17 protein-coding genes and 1 tRNA gene are annotated in these 20499 nt (G+C 57.7%); 4 read left to right on the plus strand and 14 right to left on the minus strand.

The features are described 5' to 3' along the window. Positions 1-30: 30 nt before the first annotated feature. The 5 genes from H2Z84_RS11055 to H2Z84_RS11075 all read right to left on the minus strand — a co-directional run bounded on the left by H2Z84_RS11055 (position 31) and on the right by H2Z84_RS11075 (position 5515). Complete coding sequence (locus tag H2Z84_RS11055) at positions 31-1281, minus strand: NRAMP family divalent metal transporter (protein ID WP_220272790.1); 1251 nt, start codon at positions 1279-1281, stop codon at positions 31-33. Then, positions 1278-2156, minus strand: a complete 879-nt coding sequence (gene hflC / locus H2Z84_RS11060) for a protease modulator HflC (protein ID WP_181836023.1) — start codon at positions 2154-2156, stop codon at positions 1278-1280. Before hflC ends, H2Z84_RS11055 begins: the two co-directional genes overlap by 4 nt. Continuing rightward, positions 2156-3208 carry an FtsH protease activity modulator HflK gene (hflK, locus tag H2Z84_RS11065; RefSeq protein ID WP_309545469.1) on the minus strand — a complete coding sequence of 351 codons (1053 nt, stop codon included), beginning with the start codon at positions 3206-3208 and terminating at the stop codon, positions 2156-2158. The genes hflC and hflK overlap by 1 nt, the downstream gene beginning before the upstream one ends. Before the next feature lie 139 nt (positions 3209-3347). Beyond that, a complete protein-coding gene (locus H2Z84_RS11070) occupies positions 3348-4019 on the minus strand; it encodes a DUF4337 domain-containing protein (RefSeq protein WP_181836024.1) in 672 nt (223 codons plus the stop codon). Between the two features lie 206 nt (positions 4020-4225). Further along, positions 4226-5515, minus strand: coding sequence for an NAD(P)/FAD-dependent oxidoreductase (locus H2Z84_RS11075; RefSeq protein ID WP_181836025.1), 1290 nt, complete (start codon positions 5513-5515; stop codon positions 4226-4228). A 467-nt stretch (positions 5516-5982) separates the two neighbouring features. On the opposite strand from H2Z84_RS11075, the gene H2Z84_RS11080 reads away from it, so the two are divergent. Then, positions 5983-6056: transfer RNA gene (locus H2Z84_RS11080), tRNA-Gly, on the plus strand. Positions 6057-6305: 249 nt separating this feature from the next. Here the strand turns inward: H2Z84_RS11080 and H2Z84_RS11085 are convergent. Genes H2Z84_RS11085 through H2Z84_RS11100 form a run of 4 tightly spaced genes read right to left on the minus strand, consistent with a single transcriptional unit; the run spans position 6306 to position 10644 of the window. Continuing rightward, positions 6306-7412: an agmatine deiminase family protein gene (locus H2Z84_RS11085; RefSeq protein ID WP_181836026.1), complete on the minus strand. Its 1107-nt coding sequence runs from the start codon at positions 7410-7412 to the stop codon at positions 6306-6308. Between the two features lie 55 nt (positions 7413-7467). Next, positions 7468-8565 carry a polyamine ABC transporter substrate-binding protein gene (locus tag H2Z84_RS11090; RefSeq protein ID WP_181836027.1) on the minus strand — a complete coding sequence of 366 codons (1098 nt, stop codon included), beginning with the start codon at positions 8563-8565 and terminating at the stop codon, positions 7468-7470. Beyond that, positions 8562-9494, minus strand: coding sequence for an N-carbamoylputrescine amidase (aguB, locus tag H2Z84_RS11095; RefSeq protein WP_181836028.1), 933 nt, complete (start codon positions 9492-9494; stop codon positions 8562-8564). The genes H2Z84_RS11090 and aguB overlap by 4 nt, the downstream gene beginning before the upstream one ends. Before the next feature lie 16 nt (positions 9495-9510). Next, entirely contained in the window at positions 9511-10644 is a 1134-nt protein-coding gene (locus H2Z84_RS11100; RefSeq protein WP_220272791.1) for an agmatine deiminase family protein, read from the minus strand. 21 nt (positions 10645-10665) lie between these two features. On the opposite strand from H2Z84_RS11100, the gene H2Z84_RS11105 reads away from it, so the two are divergent. Beyond that, positions 10666-11559 carry a LysR family transcriptional regulator gene (locus tag H2Z84_RS11105; RefSeq protein ID WP_181836029.1) on the plus strand — a complete coding sequence of 298 codons (894 nt, stop codon included), beginning with the start codon at positions 10666-10668 and terminating at the stop codon, positions 11557-11559. Between the two features lie 237 nt (positions 11560-11796). Here H2Z84_RS11105 and H2Z84_RS11110 read toward each other — a convergent pair whose 3' ends face one another. The 4 genes from H2Z84_RS11110 to H2Z84_RS11125 form a co-directional block, all read right to left on the minus strand. Next, positions 11797-12414 (minus strand): alpha/beta fold hydrolase, encoded by a 618-nt coding sequence (locus H2Z84_RS11110; RefSeq protein WP_181836030.1) that lies wholly within the window; start codon positions 12412-12414, stop codon positions 11797-11799. 208 nt (positions 12415-12622) lie between these two features. Then, the gene (locus H2Z84_RS11115) at positions 12623-13048 is read right to left on the minus strand and encodes a J domain-containing protein (RefSeq protein ID WP_181836031.1); all 426 of its coding nucleotides are present in this window, start codon (positions 13046-13048) and stop codon (positions 12623-12625) included. Further along, positions 13027-13695 carry a hypothetical protein gene (locus tag H2Z84_RS11120; RefSeq protein ID WP_181836032.1) on the minus strand — a complete coding sequence of 223 codons (669 nt, stop codon included), beginning with the start codon at positions 13693-13695 and terminating at the stop codon, positions 13027-13029. The genes H2Z84_RS11115 and H2Z84_RS11120 overlap by 22 nt, the downstream gene beginning before the upstream one ends. 83 nt (positions 13696-13778) lie before the next feature. Beyond that, positions 13779-14633, minus strand: a complete 855-nt coding sequence (locus H2Z84_RS11125) for a DUF2167 domain-containing protein (protein ID WP_181836033.1) — start codon at positions 14631-14633, stop codon at positions 13779-13781. 995 nt (positions 14634-15628) lie between these two features. On the opposite strand from H2Z84_RS11125, the gene H2Z84_RS11130 reads away from it, so the two are divergent. Beyond that, positions 15629-16066 carry a DUF411 domain-containing protein gene (locus H2Z84_RS11130; RefSeq protein WP_181836034.1) on the plus strand — a complete coding sequence of 146 codons (438 nt, stop codon included), beginning with the start codon at positions 15629-15631 and terminating at the stop codon, positions 16064-16066. A gap of 319 nt (positions 16067-16385) precedes the next feature. Here the strand turns inward: H2Z84_RS11130 and H2Z84_RS11135 are convergent, their stop codons facing one another. Further along, positions 16386-17630 (minus strand): ammonium transporter, encoded by a 1245-nt coding sequence (locus tag H2Z84_RS11135; RefSeq protein ID WP_220272792.1) that lies wholly within the window; start codon positions 17628-17630, stop codon positions 16386-16388. A 705-nt stretch (positions 17631-18335) separates the two neighbouring features. Here H2Z84_RS11135 and H2Z84_RS11140 point away from each other — a divergent pair. Next, a complete protein-coding gene (locus tag H2Z84_RS11140) occupies positions 18336-20486 on the plus strand; it encodes an AsmA family protein (RefSeq protein ID WP_181836035.1) in 2151 nt (716 codons plus the stop codon). The last annotated feature ends 13 nt before the right edge of the window (positions 20487-20499 follow it).

Below are 20499 nucleotides of genomic sequence, written 5' to 3' on the forward strand. Positions count from 1 at the left end.
AGCCTTTCATTCAGCACAAACGCGTCCGGTTCAGCCATGCAAGGCCCCGGTCACCCCGGCGTACAAACCCAGCCCGCCAGTCAGTAAAAACAATATCCCCACGGCCACGGCATAACGCCCTTGCAGCCGCAGCCCTGGCGGCAGCTCGCTGCGCGCCAGCCAGAACAGAAAGCCCAGCACCAGTGGCAGCAGCACCGCATTGAGCACGGCGGTGGCAATGGACAGCCGCACCAGGCTGTGACTCAGCACCACGGTCAGCGCCGCGGCCAGTAACAAAACGGCAAACGCACCGTAGAACCACGGTGCCTGCAGCGGATGCTGCTCCAGCGAATGACGGGTGCCGCGCATTTCCCCCAGCGCCCAGGCGGCCGACAGGCACACCACAATGGTGGCCACCAGCGCGCCGCCACTGAGCGCCAGCGCAAACAGCAAACGGCCGGCCAGCGGCCCCAGCACGCGGCCGAAGGCATCGGCCAGCTCCGGCACGGTATCCAGCACCACCCCGCCATGGCCGGCAAACACCGCTGCCGAGGCAATCAGCACGGCGGCGGTCACCAGCTGGCACAGCACCGCCCCCAGCATGGTATCCAGCCGCGCGGCACGCAGGTCGCGCAGGTCTAGTCCCTTGTCGATTAGCGCCGACTGCTGATAGAACACCGTCCACGGCATCACGCTGCTGCCCAGATTGGCCGCCAGCAGATAGAGATAGCTGGCATCGTGCAGCGGCATCACCAACACCTGCTGCCGGATATGCTGCAGATCGGGCCGGGCATGCCAGGCCATGTAGAGGAAGGCCAGCTCGGCCACACCAAACAGCATGGCCACCCGCTCCACCGCACGGTAGCTGCCGCTGCACACCATCAGCAGGATCAGCCCGGCCACCAGCGCCACGCTCTGCCATACCGGCACGCCGTAAAGCTGGCCGACACCGGCCAGCCCGCTCATCTCGGTCAGCAGCGCACCAAAGCAGCTGGCTACCAGCGCCACGCAGGACAGCTTTGCCCAGCAGCGGCCAAAGCGTTGCAGGATCAGCTCGCTATAGCCCTTGCCGGTGGACAGCGCCAGCCGCACCGTCAGCTCCTGCACGATGAACAGCAGCGGAATGATGAGGAACTGCAGCAGCAACAGGCGATAGCCCCATTGCGCACCGCTCTGGGCGGCAGTCAGCACGCTGCCGGCATCGGTATCGGCCAGCATCACCACCAGCCCCGGCCCCAGCGTGGCCACCAGCCGGCGCAGCCGGCCGGCCGAGGGCCACTGCGGCACAGCCAGCTGGCTCATGGTTTACTGGCTGCCGGCCCGTTGCGGAAGTCATGCAGCAGCGCCGAATCCGGCGTCAGCAGCAAGGTGGGGGCCGAATCAGACAGTGCCTGACGGTAAGTCTGCAGCGAGCGGTAAAACTTGTAGAACTTGGGGTCCTTGCTGAAGGCCGCCGCCAGCACCTTGTTGGCCTGGGCATCGGCCTCGCCATGAATGATGGCGCTCTGCCGCTGCGCCTCGGACAGGATCACCGTGCGTTCGCCATCGGCCTTGGCCTGGATTTCCTGGGCCCACTGCCCACCCTGGGCGCGCAGTTCGCGTGCTTCCTGCTGCCGCGCCGACTTCATGCGGTCGTAAATCGCCTGGCTGGTTTCCAGCGGCAGGTCGGCGCGGTGCAGGCGCACTTCGGTGACTTCGATGCCCAAGGAACGGGCGCGGGTAGCGGTTTCCTGCTGGATCTGCTGCACGATGCGGGTGCGTTCTTCAGACAGCAGGGATTTGAGCGGCACCTTGCCCAGCTCGCGCCGCAACGAGGTACTCACCAGTTGGGTCAGCTGCAAACGGGCCTGGTCTTCCGTGCGTAGCGCCTGATAAAAGCGCAACGGATTGGCAATGCGATAGCGGGTGTAGGTTTCCACTTCCAGCCGCTTTTCATCACCCAGAATGATCTGTTCCGGCGGCGGTGCCAGTGTTTGCAGCCGCACATCATAAAACTGCAGGCTGTCCACCAGCGGCAGCTTGAACTTGAGACCGGGTTCGGCATCCACGTCGATGGGGGCTCCCAGACGGATGATCAGCCCCTTCTGCCCTTCGCTGAGGGTATAGAAAGAGGACGACAGCAGCCACAACACTGCCAGTGCGCCGAGGATGCCGGCGCCTTTGTACGAGCGGGCCATCAGCGGGTCTCCTTCGCCGGCTTGGGTTTGTCCTTGTCCTGCAATTGCAGCAGCGACAGCACGCCGCCATTACCCGCCTTGCCGGACGAATCCACCACCACCTTGCTGGCCTTCTTCAGCACCTCGTCCATGCTGTCCAGATACAGCCGCCAGGCGGTGACATCCTTGGACTGGGCATAGCTCTGGTAAACCGAGTCAAAACGCTTGGCCTCGCCCTGCGCCAGATTCACCACCTGGCTCTGATAAGCCTGCGCCTCCTGCAGGATGCGGGCAGCATCGCCACGCGCCTTGGGCAGGATATCGTTGCTATAGGCCTGGGCTTCGTTACGGGCGCGTTCCTGGTCGGCACGGGCCCGCTGCACATCATTGAAAGCGTCGATGACGGCCGCCGGCGGGTCCACCCGCTGCAGCTGCACCTGGGTAACGAAGATGCCACTTTCGGCTTCATCCAGCCGGCTTTGCAGCAGGGCACGGGTTTCTTCGGCCACTTGCTGGCGGCGGTTGGACATCACCGCCTGAATCGGCGTGCGCGACACCACCTCGCGCATGGCGCTTTCTGCAGCAATGCGTAGCGAGGTTTCCGGGTTGTTCACCTTGAACAAAAACTGCCCGGCATCCTTGATGCGCCAGAACACCGCACAATCGGCCTCGACGATGTTTTCATCGCCGGTCAGCATCTGTTTTTCACGCGGGTCGCTGGAGTCGGTGGCCGCACCGTCATACAGATTGGCCAGCTTCAATTGCTTGACCTGGGTGACCTTGGGCAGCAGCACGGTTTCAATCGGCCATGGCAGGTGATAATGCAATCCGGCCTGAGTGGTATCCACCCAGCGGCCCAGGCGCAATACCACGCCCTGCTCGTCCGGCTGCACCTTGTAAATGCCGGCCATGATCCAGCCGGTAGCCAGCAGGCCGCCCAGCAGCAGCAGGCCCTTGCCACGCATGCCCATTACGTCCAGATAGTAATCCAGCCGCTGCGACCAGCCATGCTGGCGCGGGGCGCTATCCGCTACTGCGGCCGGAGTGTTTTGTCCGGCTTCATCTTGTTGCACAGCCTTGCCTCTCTCACTATCGGGCGACTAGCGCCCTCGCTTGCCCACCAAGCGATCCGGATGCCGGCCCCTGCCCTGCACCCGTCATTGTCTACAACGCAGCAGGGTTATTGTGGATGACACACCGCCCCGTCATGGCTCAAAACCAGCTGCTAACTGCCAGCCCGATACCGCCCAGCGCCGACAATATCGACACCGCCAGCAGCCAGCGGCGTTGGGTCAGCACGGTGATGGAGGCCATGGCCACCGCGATCTGGATCAGCGTCATCGCCAGTGCCATGCGCTCGTGCGGACGCAATACCCGCTCCGATTCCTCGCTCAGCCGGCGTGACTCTTCCTGCAAGGCTTCCGCTTTTTTCTGTTGCTCCAGCTTCTGCTTTTCCTGCTTTTGCAGATCGGCCTGGAACTGGGCTTTTTGCGCCGGATCGGTCACCAGCACCAGCGCCAGTTGATCCAGATGGGCCTTGGTCGATTTGGCCTGGTAATAGCCCCAGGCGTCCGACGCTTCCGACTGCTTGAGAATGCTCTGATTCTTCAGGAACAGCGCCTCATTCTGTTTGGCACCGCTCTGATAACTGAACACCGCACCAATAGTGGCCAGAATGGCCGTCAGCAAGGCAATCTTCTGTGCCAGCTGGCCTTTTTCCGCCTCTTCCTCCAGCAGCTTTTCGTGCAGACCCGCGATTTCGTATTCTTCTTCCGCCATCACCACCCTCCCTTGCTCGACACGGCTGCCCACCGACGCAAGCGCGCCGATATCCCACAGGCATCGTGCGGAATACTCGCCTGCGCGCAGGGGTAAAACAAGCATAGTTTTGTGCAGATTTTGTATGGCAGACCGTGGGCATGAACCACGGCAGACACGGCGGGCAGCCCCAAATGAGCCACCCGCCGCAGGCAGGACTTAGTGCGACTGACAAAATAGCGGAGCCTATCCGAGCCAGGTGCGCCGCCACAGACAGCACCAAGGTAGGGGCGGCAGGCGCCAGGCCGTAGCAGGGGTGTTGTCAGTGGCTTTTAATGCAGTTTTTCCAGTAGCTGGTAGTAGCACATGCCCAGCGCCAGCAAGCTCTGACCCAGCTTGTCCCCCAGCGGCAGCCGTACATGGCGGAAGTGCTGGAACACATCAAACTGCTCCATGCTGCCGCAGATAGCCTTGGCCATCACCTCGCCCACGATATGCGAAGTAGCCACCCCATGGCCGGAATAGCCCTGGGCATACCAGACATTGGGCGACAGCTTGCCCAGCTGCGGAATGCGGTTGATAACGATGCCCATATTGCAGCTCCACTGGTAATCGATTTTCACGCCCTTGAGCTGCGGGAAAGTACGCTCGATGCAGGGACGCAACTCCGCTGCGATATCACGCGAGGCCTTGCCCGAGTAATTGGCACCACCGCCAAACAGCAGCCGGCCATCGGCCGTCATGCGGTAGTAGTCCAGCACAAAGCGGCAGTCGTAGACCGCGACATCCAGCGGATTGAGCTGACGCGCCAGCGCCCCCAGCGGCTCGGTGGTCACAATGCCGCCAGCGGCAGGAAAAATCATGCCACTCAGCTTGGCGCGCTCCAGCTGATGGTAGACATCGCCCGCCAGCAGCACCTGATCAGCACGGATGCTGCCGGTGGCAGTACGCACCAGCGGCACGGCACCATGGCAGATCTCCAGCACCGGCGAGTTCTCGAAAATCAGGCCGCCCAGGCTGGCCAGCGCCCGCGCCTCGCCCAGACAGAGATTCAAGGGATGCAGATGCATGCAGCGCTGGTTATAGAGGCCGCCAAAATACAGCGGCGTATCCAGAAAGCGCCCCAGCTCGGTAGCCTCCACCAGTTCGACCTCACCTCCCATGCCATGCTGCTGCGCCTCGGCGAAAGCACGGCGCAACTCAGCCATGTGCGCGGGCTTGTAGGCGGTATGCAGGTGGCCAAATTTCAGGTCGCAGGCAATACCATAGCGCTCGATACGCTGGCGGATAATGTCATGGCCACGCCAGCGCAAAAACCAGATGAAATCGTCAGCCGCCTGCTCCCCCACCTGGCGCGCCAACTGGCGGCGGATGGCCCCATCACCGGACAGGCTGCCGGTGACCTGCCCACCATTGCGCCCCGACTGCCCCCAGCCGATACGCTGCGCCTCCAGCAAAGCCACTTTCTTGCCACGCTCGGCCAGCTCCAGCGCACTGGCCAGGCCGGTAAAACCACCGCCAATCACCACCACATCCACACGTACATCGCCCTTCAGCTGCGGGTAAGAGGTATCGCCAAGCATGGTGGCACTGTAATAAGAATGAACTCGTTGACTTGTCATTGCACTGATCCGTTACGAAGCTGATGAAATCCTGCCTCCGCTGCGGGAGACAGCGTGATTTACCGTCAGGTCTTCAGCAAGCGTCCCGACACCGGCAGCGCCATGACGCAATCCGCGGCAATGCGCGATGCGGACAGTGGCGGGCAGTGTGAGGTGGCGAATCCCGGCAGCCTGTCAGGCAGACCCTGCAGACCCTGCAGACCATCGCAGTCTAGCGACAAGCACCGCGATGGCTCAATAGAAATTTGATCAAAAAAATGCAACTTCCTTTATTGGCAATTAAAAATACATCATGGAAACAGCCAAAACAGACATTTTTGCCGGTATGACAATGCAAGCATAAAAATTTATTTGATCATACAAAGACAAATCCACCGCATAAGCGCCAGTCAGCCTTGCTACGTCAGGACCCCGCAGCCACACACAACTACCCAGCACGGCAAAACCCGGTTACAATGCCACCCTTCGCGGGCGTCGTATAATGGTAATACCCAAGCTTCCCAAGCTTGTGCCGTGGGTTCGATTCCCATCGCCCGCTCCACACCGAATTCCTGTAGATCCTTGATCTGCAAAAGAAAAAGCCAACCGTCAGCGGTTGGCTTTTTTCTTGTCTGGTCGATATCTGGTCAGCGTTGGGTCAAGCTGTAGTAAGCAGCATCCGGTGCCATCCAGGTGGGGCCACGGGTCGGCAATCGCCGTTATTCGCCGATCAAGGAAACTATCTGCTCTGGGCTGTAAAGCCGTCTGGAGTTACGTCTACAGGCATTTTGGCTATTCTCAATCCCTAAGGCTACCCAGGCTGTTGCTGAGTCGTACAGTGAATCCCGCCTCCACCTGCAGCAATTGCGTCAATGTTGAGCTGGATAACATCCCGACCAGGAAATAACTCTCGCAGGATCGCTCGACTGTTGCTGTCTGATTTGCTATCACCAAACTGGGGGGCAATAACGGCCTTGTTGCAGACATAAAAATTGATATAGCCGGCGGCAAACTCGTCATTTTCGTATTTTTTACGAATTGACGATGGGCCGGGCATTTCAACAATTTTCAATTTGCGGCCACGGGCATCACTTGCATTGCGCAATATGCCGAGATGACGACGGGTAACTGCATAATCATACGAAGACGGGTCGTTATCCAGCCCTGCCACCACGACGCCCGGGCTGGCAAAGCGGGCATAAAAATCGGTATGGCCATCGGTGATGTCCTTACCGGCAATGCCGGGTAACCAAATGATCTTGTCCAATCCTAGCAGTGTCTTCAACTGGGCTTCACAAGCGGCCTTGCTCACCCCTGGATTGCGGTTTGGATTGAGCACACAACTTTCAGTAATGATGGCAGTGCCCTCCCCATCTACTTCAATACCACCACCTTCCAGTATCAGCTTGCTGCGCAGCAGCGGAACCCCGGCCTTGCTCGCAATCAGCCCGGCCAGCATGGCGTCATCGGCATGAGGCTGCTTGTTACCCCAACCATTGAAATTGAAGCGGACCGCCGCGCGCTCCCCATTAGCCTTTTTTACAAAAACAGGCCCGGTATCGCGCAACCACAAGTCATCCATGGCCGCCTCAATCAACTTGACCTTGTCTCCGCACATGCGCGCTGCCACATCATATTCTTCCGGTCGAACCAGCATGTTTACCGGTTCATACTGCGCAATGGCACCTGCAATTGCGGCCAGCGCGTCTCTGGCGCCTGCTTGCAGACGGCTACCCCATATTTCTTCATCCGGTCCGAATGCCATCCAGGTGGCGGCATGTGGCTCGCCCTCATCCGGCATGCGCCACAAGGCTGGTGCAGCCTGAGAAACGTCAGCCAGCAAACCCATGCTGCCTGAGAGCAAACCGCCACCAGCCAGCATCAGTCCCTGCTTGATAAAATCACGTCGGCTGTTCATCGTGCACACTCCTTGCAAAATACTGCCAACATGGCTGGGCAGTACTGGTTTTCCGTTACTTTCCAGTTTTGAACGCAGTCCATAGTCGGTTTTCCTGTCGACTGCTTTCTGCACTCTGGCTACTGAGTGTGAACAAGGTCCGGCGCACAGATTCTGATGGGTAAACTCCCGGAGTCTGACGCAGCGCCGGGTCAACAAAAGGCTGAGCCTTCAAATTGGCATTGGCGTAGCGGGTAGCATTGGAAATATGCGCCACAACGTCCGGCCGCAAAATGAAGTTGATAAACAGATGGGCATTGCCCGGGTGGGGTGCTGTTCTCGGTATCACCATGCTGTCATACCACATCAGCGTGCCTATGCTGGGGATGCTGTACACCAGTTCTCGTCCCTTGCCCGTTTCACGATTCTTTTGCGCAGCAAGATTGATCGCTCCCGAATATCCGGCGAACACACATAGCTCTCCATCCATCAGCTCATTAGCGTTGGCCGAATTGGCAAACAGACTGATGGCCGGCCGAACCTTCATCAACATGCTGCGCACGGCCTCATAATCCTTGTTGTCCGCATTTTGCACTTTGCGTCCGGCATAGTGCAGGGCAAGCGGCAAAATGGTACTGGCGGAATCCTGCAGCCCCAAGGTGCAGTGGCCAGCCGCCAGTCGTTTCGCAATTGCCGGATTGAACAACAAGTCCAGACTATTTGCCGGCATGTCCTTGCCCAGAATCGACTCTACTTTCTTGCGGTCATAACCGATTCCGACAGTGCCCCACATATAAGGTACTCCGTACAGATTTCCTGGGTCGGAATGCGCCATTATTTTCAATAATGCCGGGTCTAAATTAGATAGATTGGGCAGCCTGCTTTTGTCCAGCTTGCGAAAGGCACCTGCCTCTATCTGTTTTGCCATGAAGTCATTACTTGGCCACACCAGATCGTAGCCACTGTTTCCAGTTAACAGCTTCGCTTGTAGCGTTTCATCACTGTCATAGCTGTCATAACGCACCTTGATACCGGTTTCTTTCTGGAATTGCGCCAGGGTATCCGGCGCAAAGTAGTCGGACCAGTTATAGAGGTTAAGCACCTTCTCCTCTGCCGCGTGTGCAAGCCCTGACGCTATCAGCGTGAAAAGCATGACAAAGTGTCCGGGTTTCATGCCAGTTCTCCCATTTTGCGATAGCAGGAAGTTTGGCCATCACTGGTCAACAAGGTACGGTACATTTCCGGACGGCGATCGCGGAAGAAACCCCAGGACTGACGATCCGTCCTGATGGCATCCAGATCAAAGGTGTGCAGCAAGATGGTTTCATCACTGCGGTTGGCCTCGGCCACTTTGGCACCGGTATGGTCGGCAATAAAGCTGGAGCCATAAAACACTCCCGTCAGCCCTTGCTGCCTGTCATTGCCGTTACCTAAGCCGGTTTCCGTTCCAATGCGGTTGGCGGCGACCAGCGGCAGCATATTGGCGGCGGCATGGCCTTGCATGGTGCGCTGCCAATGACCGGAAGAATCATAATTGGCATCAAACGGTTCGGAACCGATGATGGTAGGGAAGCACAATACCTCTGCGCCCATCAATGCCAGTGCGCGGGCCGTTTCCGGATACCACTGATCCCAGCAAATCCCGATGCCGATGCGGCCAAAGCGGGTATCCCATACCTTGAAACCGGTATCGCCCGGTGTGAAATAGAATTTTTCGGTGTAGCCGGGACCATCCGGTATATGCGTCTTGCGATAGACGCCGAGCACCGTGCCATCGGCATCGGCTACGGCGAGCGAGTTGTAAGCCGCATTGCCGGCGCGCTCAAAAAAGCCAATCGGCAGCACAATACCCAATTCACCGGCCAAGGCCGCAAAGCGGGCAATACGGGCATTACCGGCAAAGGGCTCGGCTAACTCCAGATGGCGGACATTCTGGTCCAGACAGAAGTACGGCATCATGAACAATTCCGGGCATAGCACCAGTTGCGCACCTTGGCTGGCTGCCTGACGAATCAACTGTTCTGCCTTGGCCATATTATCTTCCAGATGCCAGCTACCGGATGCCATCTGTACCGCAGCAACCGTCAGGGTTCGTTGAGTCATGTTTGTATCCTTGTGTTCAATGAGGGGCCACTACACGCGGCTGTTGCTGGGTGGAGCAATGCATGCTGCCGCCGCCGATGGAAATGTGGGGAACTGGTAGCAGAATCACATCCCTGTCGGGAAATGCCTGGGCAAATACCTGTTTTGCCGCCTCGTCTTCAGGGCAGCCAAACGCAGTGGAAATCACTGCGCCATTCACCAGGATGTAGTTGGCGTAACAGTCGCAATAGCGTTCAGAACCATATCGCTCGCGGACAATAGGAGAGGGTAGATCCAATAGCTCAAACCGGTTACCGTGAGCATCACTTGCCAGTTCCAGTGCCCGGCGGTTTTCCCGCATGATGCGGAAGTACTCGCCCTGATCTTCTGTGGCTGACTGGCACAACAATTTTCCCGGTGCAATAAACGAGGCTATGCCGTCAACGTGGCCATTGGTTTCCACCTCGTCCGGGTTGCCCGGCAGCCAGATGATTTTCTCTACGCCCAACATCCGTCGCAGTTCGGTCTCTATTTCGGAACGGCTCCATGCCGGATTGCGGTTGGGATGCAACAGGCAACTTTCCGTGGTCAACAACGTGCCTTGCCCATCCACGTAAAACGAGCCGCCCTCCAGGATCAGGTGGGAGTTGAAAATAGTGGCACTGACATGCCGCGCCATATCCTGAGCCAGCTGCTGGCAGCCGTCGTAAGGTTGGTATTTTTCACCCCAAGCATTGAAGCGGAACACCGCAGCACCCAATTGCCCGTGCTTGCCTTGCAGGAAAATCGGGCCACAGTCGCGTACCCAATTATCTTCTGCCGCCACCGCCAATACCTGCACTGTCGGCCCGCACAGGGCTTGTGCCTGCTCAGCCTGACTGAAATGGGCCGTCACGATACAGGGTTGATAGCGGGCAATGGTCTGGGCGACCAGGGCAAATTCGGCGCAGACCTGTGGGTAATGCTCGCCCCACAGCCCCTCGCGATATTCCGCTACCGGCCATCCCAGCCAGGTGGTCTGCTGCGCCTCCCATTCGGCAGGCATGCGATAACCGTCACGGCGGGCATCAAATGACATCATCTTGTTGTCTCCTTGTTTGTAAGTGGGCAAACGCAGTATGCGACACATTAATCTTGATAAAAATTGATGTTTATTGCTTAAATAGATCAACTTTTCTCATGATTTATCACCATGCACCGTGTCCCTTCCCTCAAGCTGTTGATGGGTTTTGAAACTGCCGCCCGCCTTGGCAGCTTTGCCCGTGCAGCAGACGAGTTGTGCTTGTCGCAATCCGCCATCAGCCACCAGATTCAACAGCTGGAACAGCAAACCGGACAGCTGCTGTTTAGGCGAGTGGGACGTGGTGTTGAGCTGACAATGGCGGGGGAAGTACTGCAAAGAACGGTGCAGCGCTCGCTGGAAACCTTGCGCAGTGGCTTGGGGCGCATTGCCACCTATCTGGACCCGGGGCTAGTGGTACTGGTGTGTCCGGCCCCGCTGCTGCATGGCTGGCTGCAACCACAGCTTGAACAGCTGCAACAAGACCTGCCAGGCTTATGCCCGCTACTGTCTACCGATGAAACAGCCCGCTATGTCGATGAAATCGACGTGGACATCACCATAGGCAGCCGCCCCATCCAGCAACCAGACCTGCTAGAAGTGCCGCTATTGCAGGATGAATGGCTGGTTGTTGCCCGGCAGGATATTGCGCACAAGCTCAATACCAGTTCTGTGGCAGAGCATGCAGCACATTGCCCGTTGATTTGTCTGGAAGAACACCTGACAGGCGAGCAAACCGGGCCGCTATTCAGACAATGGCTGCAAAGCTTTCGCATGGCGGCCATCTATGATGACCAGCGCTGCGTACTGGATGCGGTGGAGCGGGGACGTGGGATGGCATTGGTATCAAAACTGGCGGCCGCGGACAGTTTGCAAGTCGGCCGCCTGGTCAAAGTGGAAGGCTATCCGGCATTGCCCGGACAAAGCTGGTGGCTATCCCGAGTGGCGGGCGAAACGCGTTCTAGCAAGGTCAATCAGGTATATGACTGGCTGATTGCAAAGGCCGCAGCCACTATCGACAAATAGGCAACAGAAAAAAGGCTGCCAGAGGACAGCCTGAAAACAGCATGGCGAGAAGCCTGATGAAGCAATCATGCCGGGAATTACCCTTAACACCCGGTGTGCGACTGGGCCCAGACGAGATAGCGGCGCAGCCTTTTTAAGACACCCAGTTTAAGACACCACGCGCGGCCTCGGTCTGCTTGGCGATGGCGCTAACGACACAAACTGCTTGTGTTGAAGCCGCAAGCAAACCCTGATGAACTAGAGCCGACATCTGGTGAGATGATGATCAGCCAATGGCGCGAGGCTATCAGCATGAACCAATGCCAGGTCATGCTGGCCACCTGCAACAATGTGCAAATCAGCTTTGGGTATCTGCTGTTTCAGGTACTCCCCCACCGCGACAGGGCTTATCGGATCGGCATCCCCCCACAGTAATAATGTGGGTTGTGTTAGTGCGGCTAAATCAGGTTGTAGATTGCTGTGGTCGCACATAAACCAGTTGGGTAACTGTGGATTTGCCATACCGAAATCAGCACGCCAGTCAACAGCATCAAAACGTCTCATATCAATGCCACCAGAGGTAACACTGAGCACCAGATGCGTAATAAGGGAGGGAAACTGCATGGCTAAACTGATAGCAAGAATGCCCCCCATCGACTGAGCAAAAATGGCTGTAGGCTTATCAATGTACCCAGCAATTTGCTGACTGAGGTCTTCAAGGCTGTTAATCAAGCCATCTGCGGGCATATCGCCAAAGCCAGGATAGCGGACAAAATGCCGCTCACCAGGATGGTCCAGCTGGTCGGCAAGTGGCTTCCAGAATTGAGAATTACCCGATGCGCCGGGAAGAAACAATAACTGCATTGCCGTGGACATGGGACAAGCCTTTTCTGTGCCGCAACATGAAGGCCGGCCGTAAGCTATGAATGACAACAGAGATGACTGGTCATTAGCGTTTCATCGACATCCCACCATCACCCAGTAGCTACCAGTTTTGGAGCCCAGCCCTTAATACAAGGACGAGCTGTGCTGCGGTAATCAGCAAATATGCCAAGCTGGCTTATTTTAAGGTGGCGCAGGTGACTTACCGCTTGGTCAATGCCTTTTCGTATGCCGCATTAATCTCTTTGGATTTGCTCTCACACAATGCACGGACCTCAGGTGCCATCCCGTCAACCCTGTCTGGATGGTATTGGCTGATCAGTCCTCGGTAAGCACGTTTGATTTCATCAAGCGATGCGGTGGGGGACACCCCCAAAATCTCATGCCACTCTGCTGGCTTTTCGGCAGCAGGCTCATCGCCACTGGTTTGCTGCTGGCGTTTCTGTTGCTGCCATTGCTCCCGGTCCCACCCCCCGAATTGATCATCGCTGTGCTGGCCCTGGGGGTCCGGTGGCCGCTTATTAGCATCACCATCCCCCCCCGGATCAGAATCCTTCAAAAATTTCGAAACGAACCAATAGCCGAACGCGCCACACAGGGCGATGATTAGGAACTGTGCTGCAGACATATCTGCCGTTCTTCCTGCAAGAAAGTGTTAAATTTTTCCATTGCCCGCACTTCAGCCAAACTACTCGAGGCAAAGTCCAATAGCTCTTGCTGTACTTCGGCAACAGTCGTCACCAATTGACACCACTGCGCCGGCGTCAGCACCCGCGCTGCCAGCTCGATCCCGTCACCTTGTGGGATGAGTCTCAAGCTCAGACGCCTGGCCAGATTGGGGCCGAATGGTGGACAGCAGATTAGCTCGAAACCGAGCGAAAGCACTTGCGCCGTAGTCATGCCCAAACATAGGCGTGCCATCCATATCCTGATGATGGTGGCTACCACCAAACCATAAAACACCACCAAGCCAGCAGCAATGACCGTGATATTCCCCAGCACGATAGCGGCACCCAGCAGCAGCATGGTCAGCGCCATCGCCCAAGCTGCATAACCGACCTGCCGGATCACTGCCGCAGGCTGCTGGCAATCCCATGCGGGTGCAGGCCCGGTGGCACCTGCCGCGTTCCAGTCCAGACGGAATGCCGGCTTGCCCAGATCAAACGGGGAGGCAAGATACCAGCCTTTGCCTAGTAGCTGGATCTGCGTCGAACCAGTAGCCACTTTCCAGCGTGGCCCAGAGCGAATCAGCACTAATTCGTTGCTGTACAGCAAGCAGGCTGACTCATAGACATACAGCCCCACCATAAGCAGCACCAGCAGCCACTCCGGGTGGGGGATGTAGGGGAGAAATCCCATCATTGCTGTTTCTTTTTCCCGAAGAGGGATTTTGCCCAGGCACCAACCGCCACCAGCGCGCCGGCAACGATTTTCCAGCCTGCGGCCAACATGGCGCCCAGCGCACCCCAGAAGCCCTTCTTGGTAGCAACCGCCGCAGCACCACCCACAATCAAGGCACCCAGCCCTAGCTCCGCCACGTGATCCCCGGGTTTGAATTCCGAGTAGCGATGACCACTGGTGAACTGAAAGGTGGTCAGCAGTTCCTTGAACTTGGGCATGTCTTGCTGGAGCCGCTCGGGATCAGTCACCAGAGTGGCATTCATTACCCCTTCACGGCCGAGGATGCGCACCGTGTAGTTGATTCCCTCATGGCCTTCACTGCGCACTTTTACGCCCCACTCCAATAGATGCGTCGCCGGATCATAGTGGGGCGCCACATACCAGTCTTCGATATACAGGGCGGGTAGGCCCATTTTTGCGCGGCGTTCATTGGCGGGGCCATCTGACTCCTTGAGCGATTTCAGGATGGCATCCGGATCGATCTTTTCGTCATCCTTCACATACCCCATGGGGTCAAAGGAAAAATCGGCCCACCAGTTGCCTTCTTTGGAAACGATGATGTAATTGCCCGGATCAGGCAGGTTGTGAGTCAGCTCGAGAAACTTGGTGGAGTCCTGCTCGCTTAAACTGGCAAGGCTAGAATTGGCAAGCTGAATCGTGGCCTTGTCAGCCAGCACTTCTTGTCGGGGTCCAAGCCTCCAGTTAAGGCTGTCAAAACCGGTTTTTGCTGTAGCAGATGGCTCACTGTCAGTCGCTTGTGCAGCCATGGAAAACAACATCGAAACGGCGATAATGATGGAATTGATTTTCATTTAAAATATCCAAAATCTTAAAATATGCATTTTGATTTTCACACGATAAGACTTAATTGTCACAGGCAAAAAAGGTGACTGATTTTAAAAGGGAATTCCACATCACCTCAGCACGCTTGCAATGAATAGCTACTTTCAATTGAAGAAACAGAATCGGTCCTACATTCCCAGGCAATTTCACTACGCAAGCAGACACTACAAACCGGTGAAGCAGTCCGCATTGCCCAGCGGGATACCTCGGCCCAATCCGCCAGCCAGTCACCATGTGGAAAATGTCGTCAGCCACCCGCAGCCCTACTCAATATTCAATGACACACAATGACGCACCGAAATACATTCCGGCGCCAGCAAGCGCCTATTTAGACCAAGCCTTGCACTTGGGGCAGCTGGGCACAGCGACATATCCAGAAAAGGCAGATTGCGGCCGCTGATTACCCCCAACAGGATAAGCCACCGCTGCGACCACCATGCACCTGATGCAGATCAACAATAGCAGAGGCAAGGCCGGTTGCGGGTTCACCGGAACGGCTAAACGGTGCTATCTTGCCGCCTATGCAAGCCTTGTACCGTTTCCTGCTCATGCTTCTGCTCACGTTTCCGGCACTCAGTGTGCTGGCGGCGAGTGCAGACATGGCCATGGCCAACGAGGTGGCTATTTCGGCTAACTGCATGGCGCATGAATCCCATGCTTCCTGCCATCAGGCAGCCGCGCACAAGATACCGACCCATACCAGCAGTGCAGAAGCAACACATGGCATGCCATGCAGTGGTGCTGGTTGTGTACTGCACTGCGCGCCTTCGCTGTTCGCACAGCAGGCCTGGTCGGCCCCCCCGGTAGCGCAGGTCGGTATTTTTGTTCCAACCCAGCCTGCAGCGCTGGCCGGCATCACCCTCTCCCCGCCGCACCGCCCCCCTTTGCCAGTCTGACATTGCTTTGCCATACGCCGGCCTGTCCGGTGATCTGCACCATTGTCATTGCCAGAAGGAGGGCCATCATGGCCACAATCCGTACCCACGTTCTTGCTGTTTGGCTCAGCGCGTTCAGTACTGCCGCTTTTGCCGCCACCCCCGTCACGCTGTACAAGAGCCCCAGCTGCAGCTGCTGCGAGGCCTATATCAGTTATCTCAAGCAAAACGGCTTCGATGTCACCGCCATCAATCGCGACGACATGCAGCCGATCAAGCAGCAAATGGGCGTCACCCCCGGCATGGGTAGCTGCCATACCGCCAAGGTTGGCCGCTACGTCATTGAAGGTCATGTGCCGGTGGCGGCCATCAAGAAGTTGATGGCCAGTAAGGCTGACGTGGTAGGCCTGTCCGCCCCCGGCATGCCGCTGAACAGCCCCGGCATGGGTGAAGAAAAGCCAGGCACCCTGGCGATCTACACCATGACCAAAGACCACCGCACCGGCGTACTGTTCGGCCGCTTCTAAGCCATCGCCCGGCAGGATGTCGCCAGGCTTTGGCCATGGACCATCCTGCCGTCCCGCTTGTTTGCCGAAGGCAGCGTGGCTATGCAGGGCCGCAATCGGCGTGAACAGGTCGGGATGCCCCCCATCTCCACGCCAGAGCACGCGGTGGCAAATCCACCTTCCATGAAAAAAGCCAACCGATCATGGTTGGCTTTTTTATCTGGCCCATATCCGGCCAGCGCTCCGCTCCTGCCTGCATTTCAAGCAAAGCGGCTGTGCACTGCCAGGAATAAGCAGAGCGCTTTAGGCAGACCCGACCCGGCACTGCCAGCCACTCAGCTCACAGCGAACCGCTGTAGGCTTCCTCGCCATGCAGGGTTTGATCCAGGCCGGTTTCCTGCGTGTGTTCGTCAATCAACACGGGGGTCATCTTGTTGATCAGCCAGAGCATGCCGTAGGTAAAGCCGAAGGCCCACAAGCCGGACACCACTGCGGCCACCACCTGTTTCCACAGGAAATCCGGATTACCCATCAACAGGCCATCCGCCCCGGCCGGATTCCAGGCTTTGCTGGCAAACACCCCCAACAGCAATGTGCCCAGCAAGCCGCCCACACCGTGTACGCCCCAGACATCCAGCGCATCATCCCAGCCCAGGCGGTTTTTCAATTGAACTGCGTAGTAGCACACCACCGCAGCAATCACACCAATAACAGCGGCAGTACCCAGCGAGACATAACCCGCCGCCGGCGTAATGGTGGCGAGGCCAGCCACCGCACCAGTCAGCAGACCGATGAACTTGGGTTGCCGCGCATGCGACCACTCCAGGAAAAACCAGGCCGTACCCGCAAACGAAGCGGCAACGTCGGTATTAAGAAAAGCCGATGCAGTAATGTAATCCACCCGCAGTTCCGAGCCGGCATTAAAGCCATACCAGCCAAACCACAGCAGGCCGGTACCCAGGGCAATCAAGGGCACATTGTGCGGTTTGTTTTCCACTACCGAGCGGCGTCCGACATACAGCACGGAGGCCAGCGCAGCAAAACCGGCGGTGTTATGCACCACGATGCCGCCGGCAAAGTCCAGCACACCCCACTTGGCCAGCAGGCCATCAGGACTCCAGATCATGTGGACAAAGGGGAAGTAGACCAACACCAGCCAGCCGGTAAGAAACAGGAAATATGCTTTCACCGTCACCCGGTTGGCAAAAGCCCCGGTGATCAGCGCCGGGGTGATGATGGCAAACATCATCTGGTAGGCCACATGCACGATCAGCGGGATACCGGCATCGTTGCCGGTATACATGGTGTTCAGGGTGACACCGTGCATGAAGGCATAATAGGTGGGGTCACCCACAATGCCGTGCCATGTCGGGCCAAAGCACATCGAATAGCCAAAGGCAAACCACAGCACCGTGGTCCAGCCCAGTGACATGAAGCTTTGGGCCATGATGGTCAGCACATTCTTGCGGCCGACCAGACCACCGTAAAAGAAAGCCAAGCCAGGCGTCATCAACATGACCAGGCTGGCACAGAGCAGCATGAAGCCGGTATTGCCGACATTAAGCGGCATGAGCGAAGTCGTCATCGAACACATCCCCAATCGATAAATAATTATTTACTAATACTGTTGTGGATGGGATGCTGCGCTTGCTCGCACTCAAGGCATTTGCTCCAGATCAACTGAATGCACGACATCGAATCAAGCTGTCAGTGCCTGCCCCTTTCCTACCGCCACTGCGTGGCAAAAATGCTGAAATCACCGCAGTAAGCAGCCGTCAGCCGCCACTCAAATCCGAGTCAGCCCACAAGCAGACCGCCTGCAGCATGACGCATAAGCACCTCACGCCGCGGCCTGCTCACTGACAGCATGGCCATCTGGCAGCAGCCATTTCCAACAAAGCCATTGCCGTGGAAATCCCCTCGCACCTAGTCTGAAGCGGCTCATGCCGACAGCACGCTATCGCCTGAATCTGCGGGCTGCTTGCCTGCCCGTACAGCTTATTTTCATGCATCGCGCCAGCGGCGTATTGCGGCAAGAAGGCCGCCACCTGACTGACCACGACTCAGCGAAAATCCCGCCATGGCCAGCCACGGCACGGCCGATTCCCCGCCAGTGGCCCGCCGATTACGGCCAGCCAGCCAAAGCATGCTAAAATTCACGCTTTACAAATACCGCTTCCCCGGTAATATTTTGGCTTCGCCAAACTTGGGCAAGCGGCTGCCAAGCCCCTGTCAGCCACACCATGCTTGCAAACGACATCATCCTGCTGAGCCCCCCGAAGACGCACTCATGAAATGGAACTCCGGCCGGCTATGGCTTCGTATCTCGGTCTACGGCGCAACGACGCTGCTGACGCTGTTTGTCATCATCCAGGCACTGATTTTCTGGAAATTCGATGAAGCGTCGATTCGGACCACCCTCGCCGCTTCACTGCGCGATACCCAGCGCCAGGTGGTGGTGGAAGGCAAGATCAGCCCCACGCTGTTCCCCTCGCCCGGCCTCAGCATTCACCAGCTCACCATCAGTGAACCCGGCAGCAGCCTGCCCTTTGCCCGGGTAGAACAGCTGGACGTGTATCTGGCCTGGCTGCCGCTATTAACCGGCAACCGCGAAATCAAGGCGCTGGAATTACATGGCGTCAGCGCCAGCATCGTTCGCGCCACCGATGGCCGGCTGTCGATCATGGACCTGTTTCAGCGCCATACCCCAGGCAATGTCAGCATGAAGCTGGACAGCCTGCTGGTGCGCGAAGGTACGCTGGTTTACTCCGACCGGGTAAGCGGCAATGACCAGAAGCTGGATACCATCAGCCTGGACGCCGACGACCTGCGTAGCAGCGCCAACCTGAGCGCTGCGGCTATTCTCAGCAATGGCAAACGCCCCATCCGCCTGGCCATCAGCACCCCGCTCACCATTCAGGACGATCAGGTCAGCCTGGAAAAAGTGGATGCCGTTGCCCTATCCGAACTGCCCGGCTTAGGGGAGAGCAAATTTGCCGCCACTGGCCAGTACAAACTGAACTTCGCCACCCTGCAAACTACCGGCAAGGATCTCAGCTTCAACTTCAGCAGCGAACGCCCCAGCAGCCAGCTGGAGCTGAAAGTGCCGGAGCTGAACGCCAGCTTCAATGAAGTTTCCATGCCTTCCGCCCACCTGGGTGGCAAGCTCAGCTATGCCCACAGCCAGTACCAGCTGGATGCTGGCCTGGACAACCTCAAGTTTACCGAGGGCGGACTGGCGGCGGACAAGGTCAAGGGTGACTTCAACTGGCAGGCCGGCGATACCCGGCTCAACTTCAAGCTGGATGCGCCACTGGCGCTGATGGGCATGAAGCAGCTGCGCATGCAACCACTGAACATGACGGCCACGCTCACCACGCCGTTGTTGCCACGCGGCAAGCTGTTTTCCAGCATGGAAGGCGCGCTGGATGGCGATCTGGACGAGCCGCGGCTGAATCTGCGCGTGGCGGGCAAACTGGATGGCTCCGACCTGTCGGTCACGGTAAGCCAGTTCGGCCTGATGAAACCGCGCCATGAAGCCACCTTGTCGGTCGGCAAACTCGACCTCAACCGCTATCTGCCGGAAAGCAAGGGCGACCCGGTAGCCATCTTCCAGAACAGCAAGCCGATTCCGCTCGACTGGCTCGACTATTTCGACCTGACCGGCAAGATCGCCATCGGTGAACTGGCCATGGGCCGTTTCCGCATGAACAATCTGAGCGCCAGCGTGCGTATCAATCCACGCGAACTGGAGCTGGACCAGATGTCGGCCGACATCTACCAGGGTCGTCTGCAGGGCGATATCCTGCTGGCGCGCCGCGACACGCCGCACCTCGAGGTCAAGCAGACGCTGAAGGACATGAATATCCGTCCGCTACTGGTCGATCTGTTCAACTTCAGCCGTCTGGATGGCAAGGGCAATGGCCAGATCAACATCAGTGCAGATGGCAAGTCCTTCATCGATCTGCGTAATACGCTGACCGGCACGGTGGAAACCAGCCTGAACAAGGGCGCGCTGTCCGGCATCGACCTGGTTGCCGCACTGAAAAACCTGCCAGCCGAGCTGAAAGAGTGGAATACCCAGGCCCAGGCCGATCAGAAAACCACCTTCTCCACCCTGTCAACCGGCTTCCGGCTGGACAAGGGTGTGGCCCGCAGCCAGAACATGCAGCTGGCTTCGCAGCTGGTGAACGTGAAGGGTTCGGGCAAGGTCGACCTGACGCAGAACATCGTCGATTACACCATGGATGTCGAGGCTAACCCGCAGGAGTTCAGCCGGCTGAAGGGGGTCAACGTGCCGCTGAAGATTACTGGCCCGCTGAATGCACCAGTGTATGCGCTGGACTTCAACGCCATGGTCAAGGGCAAGAAGACCGAAGGCGAAAAGCAGCAGGCACTGAAGCAAGAGCTGAAAAAGCAGATCACCACCATTCTGCCCTGAGCCAGCAGGCCGG

The organism is Aquitalea aquatica (genome assembly GCF_013911085.1).
Classification (GTDB): domain Bacteria; phylum Pseudomonadota; class Gammaproteobacteria; order Burkholderiales; family Chromobacteriaceae; genus Aquitalea; species Aquitalea aquatica.

What these genes read in the sequence shown, in the direction of transcription:
- aguB (WP_181836028.1), bottom strand. Translation starts at nt 9,494, where the DNA reads ATGACTCAACGAACCCTGACGGTTGCTGCGGTACAGATGGCATCCGGT.
- H2Z84_RS11070 (WP_181836024.1), bottom strand. Translation starts at nt 4,019, where the DNA reads ATGCTTGTTTTACCCCTGCGCGCAGGCGAGTATTCCGCACGATGCCTG.
- H2Z84_RS11090 (WP_181836027.1), bottom strand. Translation starts at nt 8,565, where the DNA reads ATGAAACCCGGACACTTTGTCATGCTTTTCACGCTGATAGCGTCAGGG.
- H2Z84_RS11130 (WP_181836034.1), top strand. Translation starts at nt 15,629, where the DNA reads ATGGCCACAATCCGTACCCACGTTCTTGCTGTTTGGCTCAGCGCGTTC.
- H2Z84_RS11125 (WP_181836033.1), bottom strand. Translation starts at nt 14,633, where the DNA reads ATGAAAATCAATTCCATCATTATCGCCGTTTCGATGTTGTTTTCCATG.
- H2Z84_RS11110 (WP_181836030.1), bottom strand. Translation starts at nt 12,414, where the DNA reads ATGTCCACGGCAATGCAGTTATTGTTTCTTCCCGGCGCATCGGGTAAT.
- H2Z84_RS11115 (WP_181836031.1), bottom strand. Translation starts at nt 13,048, where the DNA reads ATGTCTGCAGCACAGTTCCTAATCATCGCCCTGTGTGGCGCGTTCGGC.
- H2Z84_RS11135 (WP_220272792.1), bottom strand. Translation starts at nt 17,630, where the DNA reads ATGACGACTTCGCTCATGCCGCTTAATGTCGGCAATACCGGCTTCATG.
- H2Z84_RS11085 (WP_181836026.1), bottom strand. Translation starts at nt 7,412, where the DNA reads ATGAACAGCCGACGTGATTTTATCAAGCAGGGACTGATGCTGGCTGGT.
- H2Z84_RS11055 (WP_220272790.1), bottom strand. Translation starts at nt 1,281, where the DNA reads ATGAGCCAGCTGGCTGTGCCGCAGTGGCCCTCGGCCGGCCGGCTGCGC.
- H2Z84_RS11105 (WP_181836029.1), top strand. Translation starts at nt 10,666, where the DNA reads ATGCACCGTGTCCCTTCCCTCAAGCTGTTGATGGGTTTTGAAACTGCC.
- H2Z84_RS11075 (WP_181836025.1), bottom strand. Translation starts at nt 5,515, where the DNA reads ATGACAAGTCAACGAGTTCATTCTTATTACAGTGCCACCATGCTTGGC.
- hflC (WP_181836023.1), bottom strand. Translation starts at nt 2,156, where the DNA reads ATGGCCCGCTCGTACAAAGGCGCCGGCATCCTCGGCGCACTGGCAGTG.
- H2Z84_RS11140 (WP_181836035.1), top strand. Translation starts at nt 18,336, where the DNA reads ATGAAATGGAACTCCGGCCGGCTATGGCTTCGTATCTCGGTCTACGGC.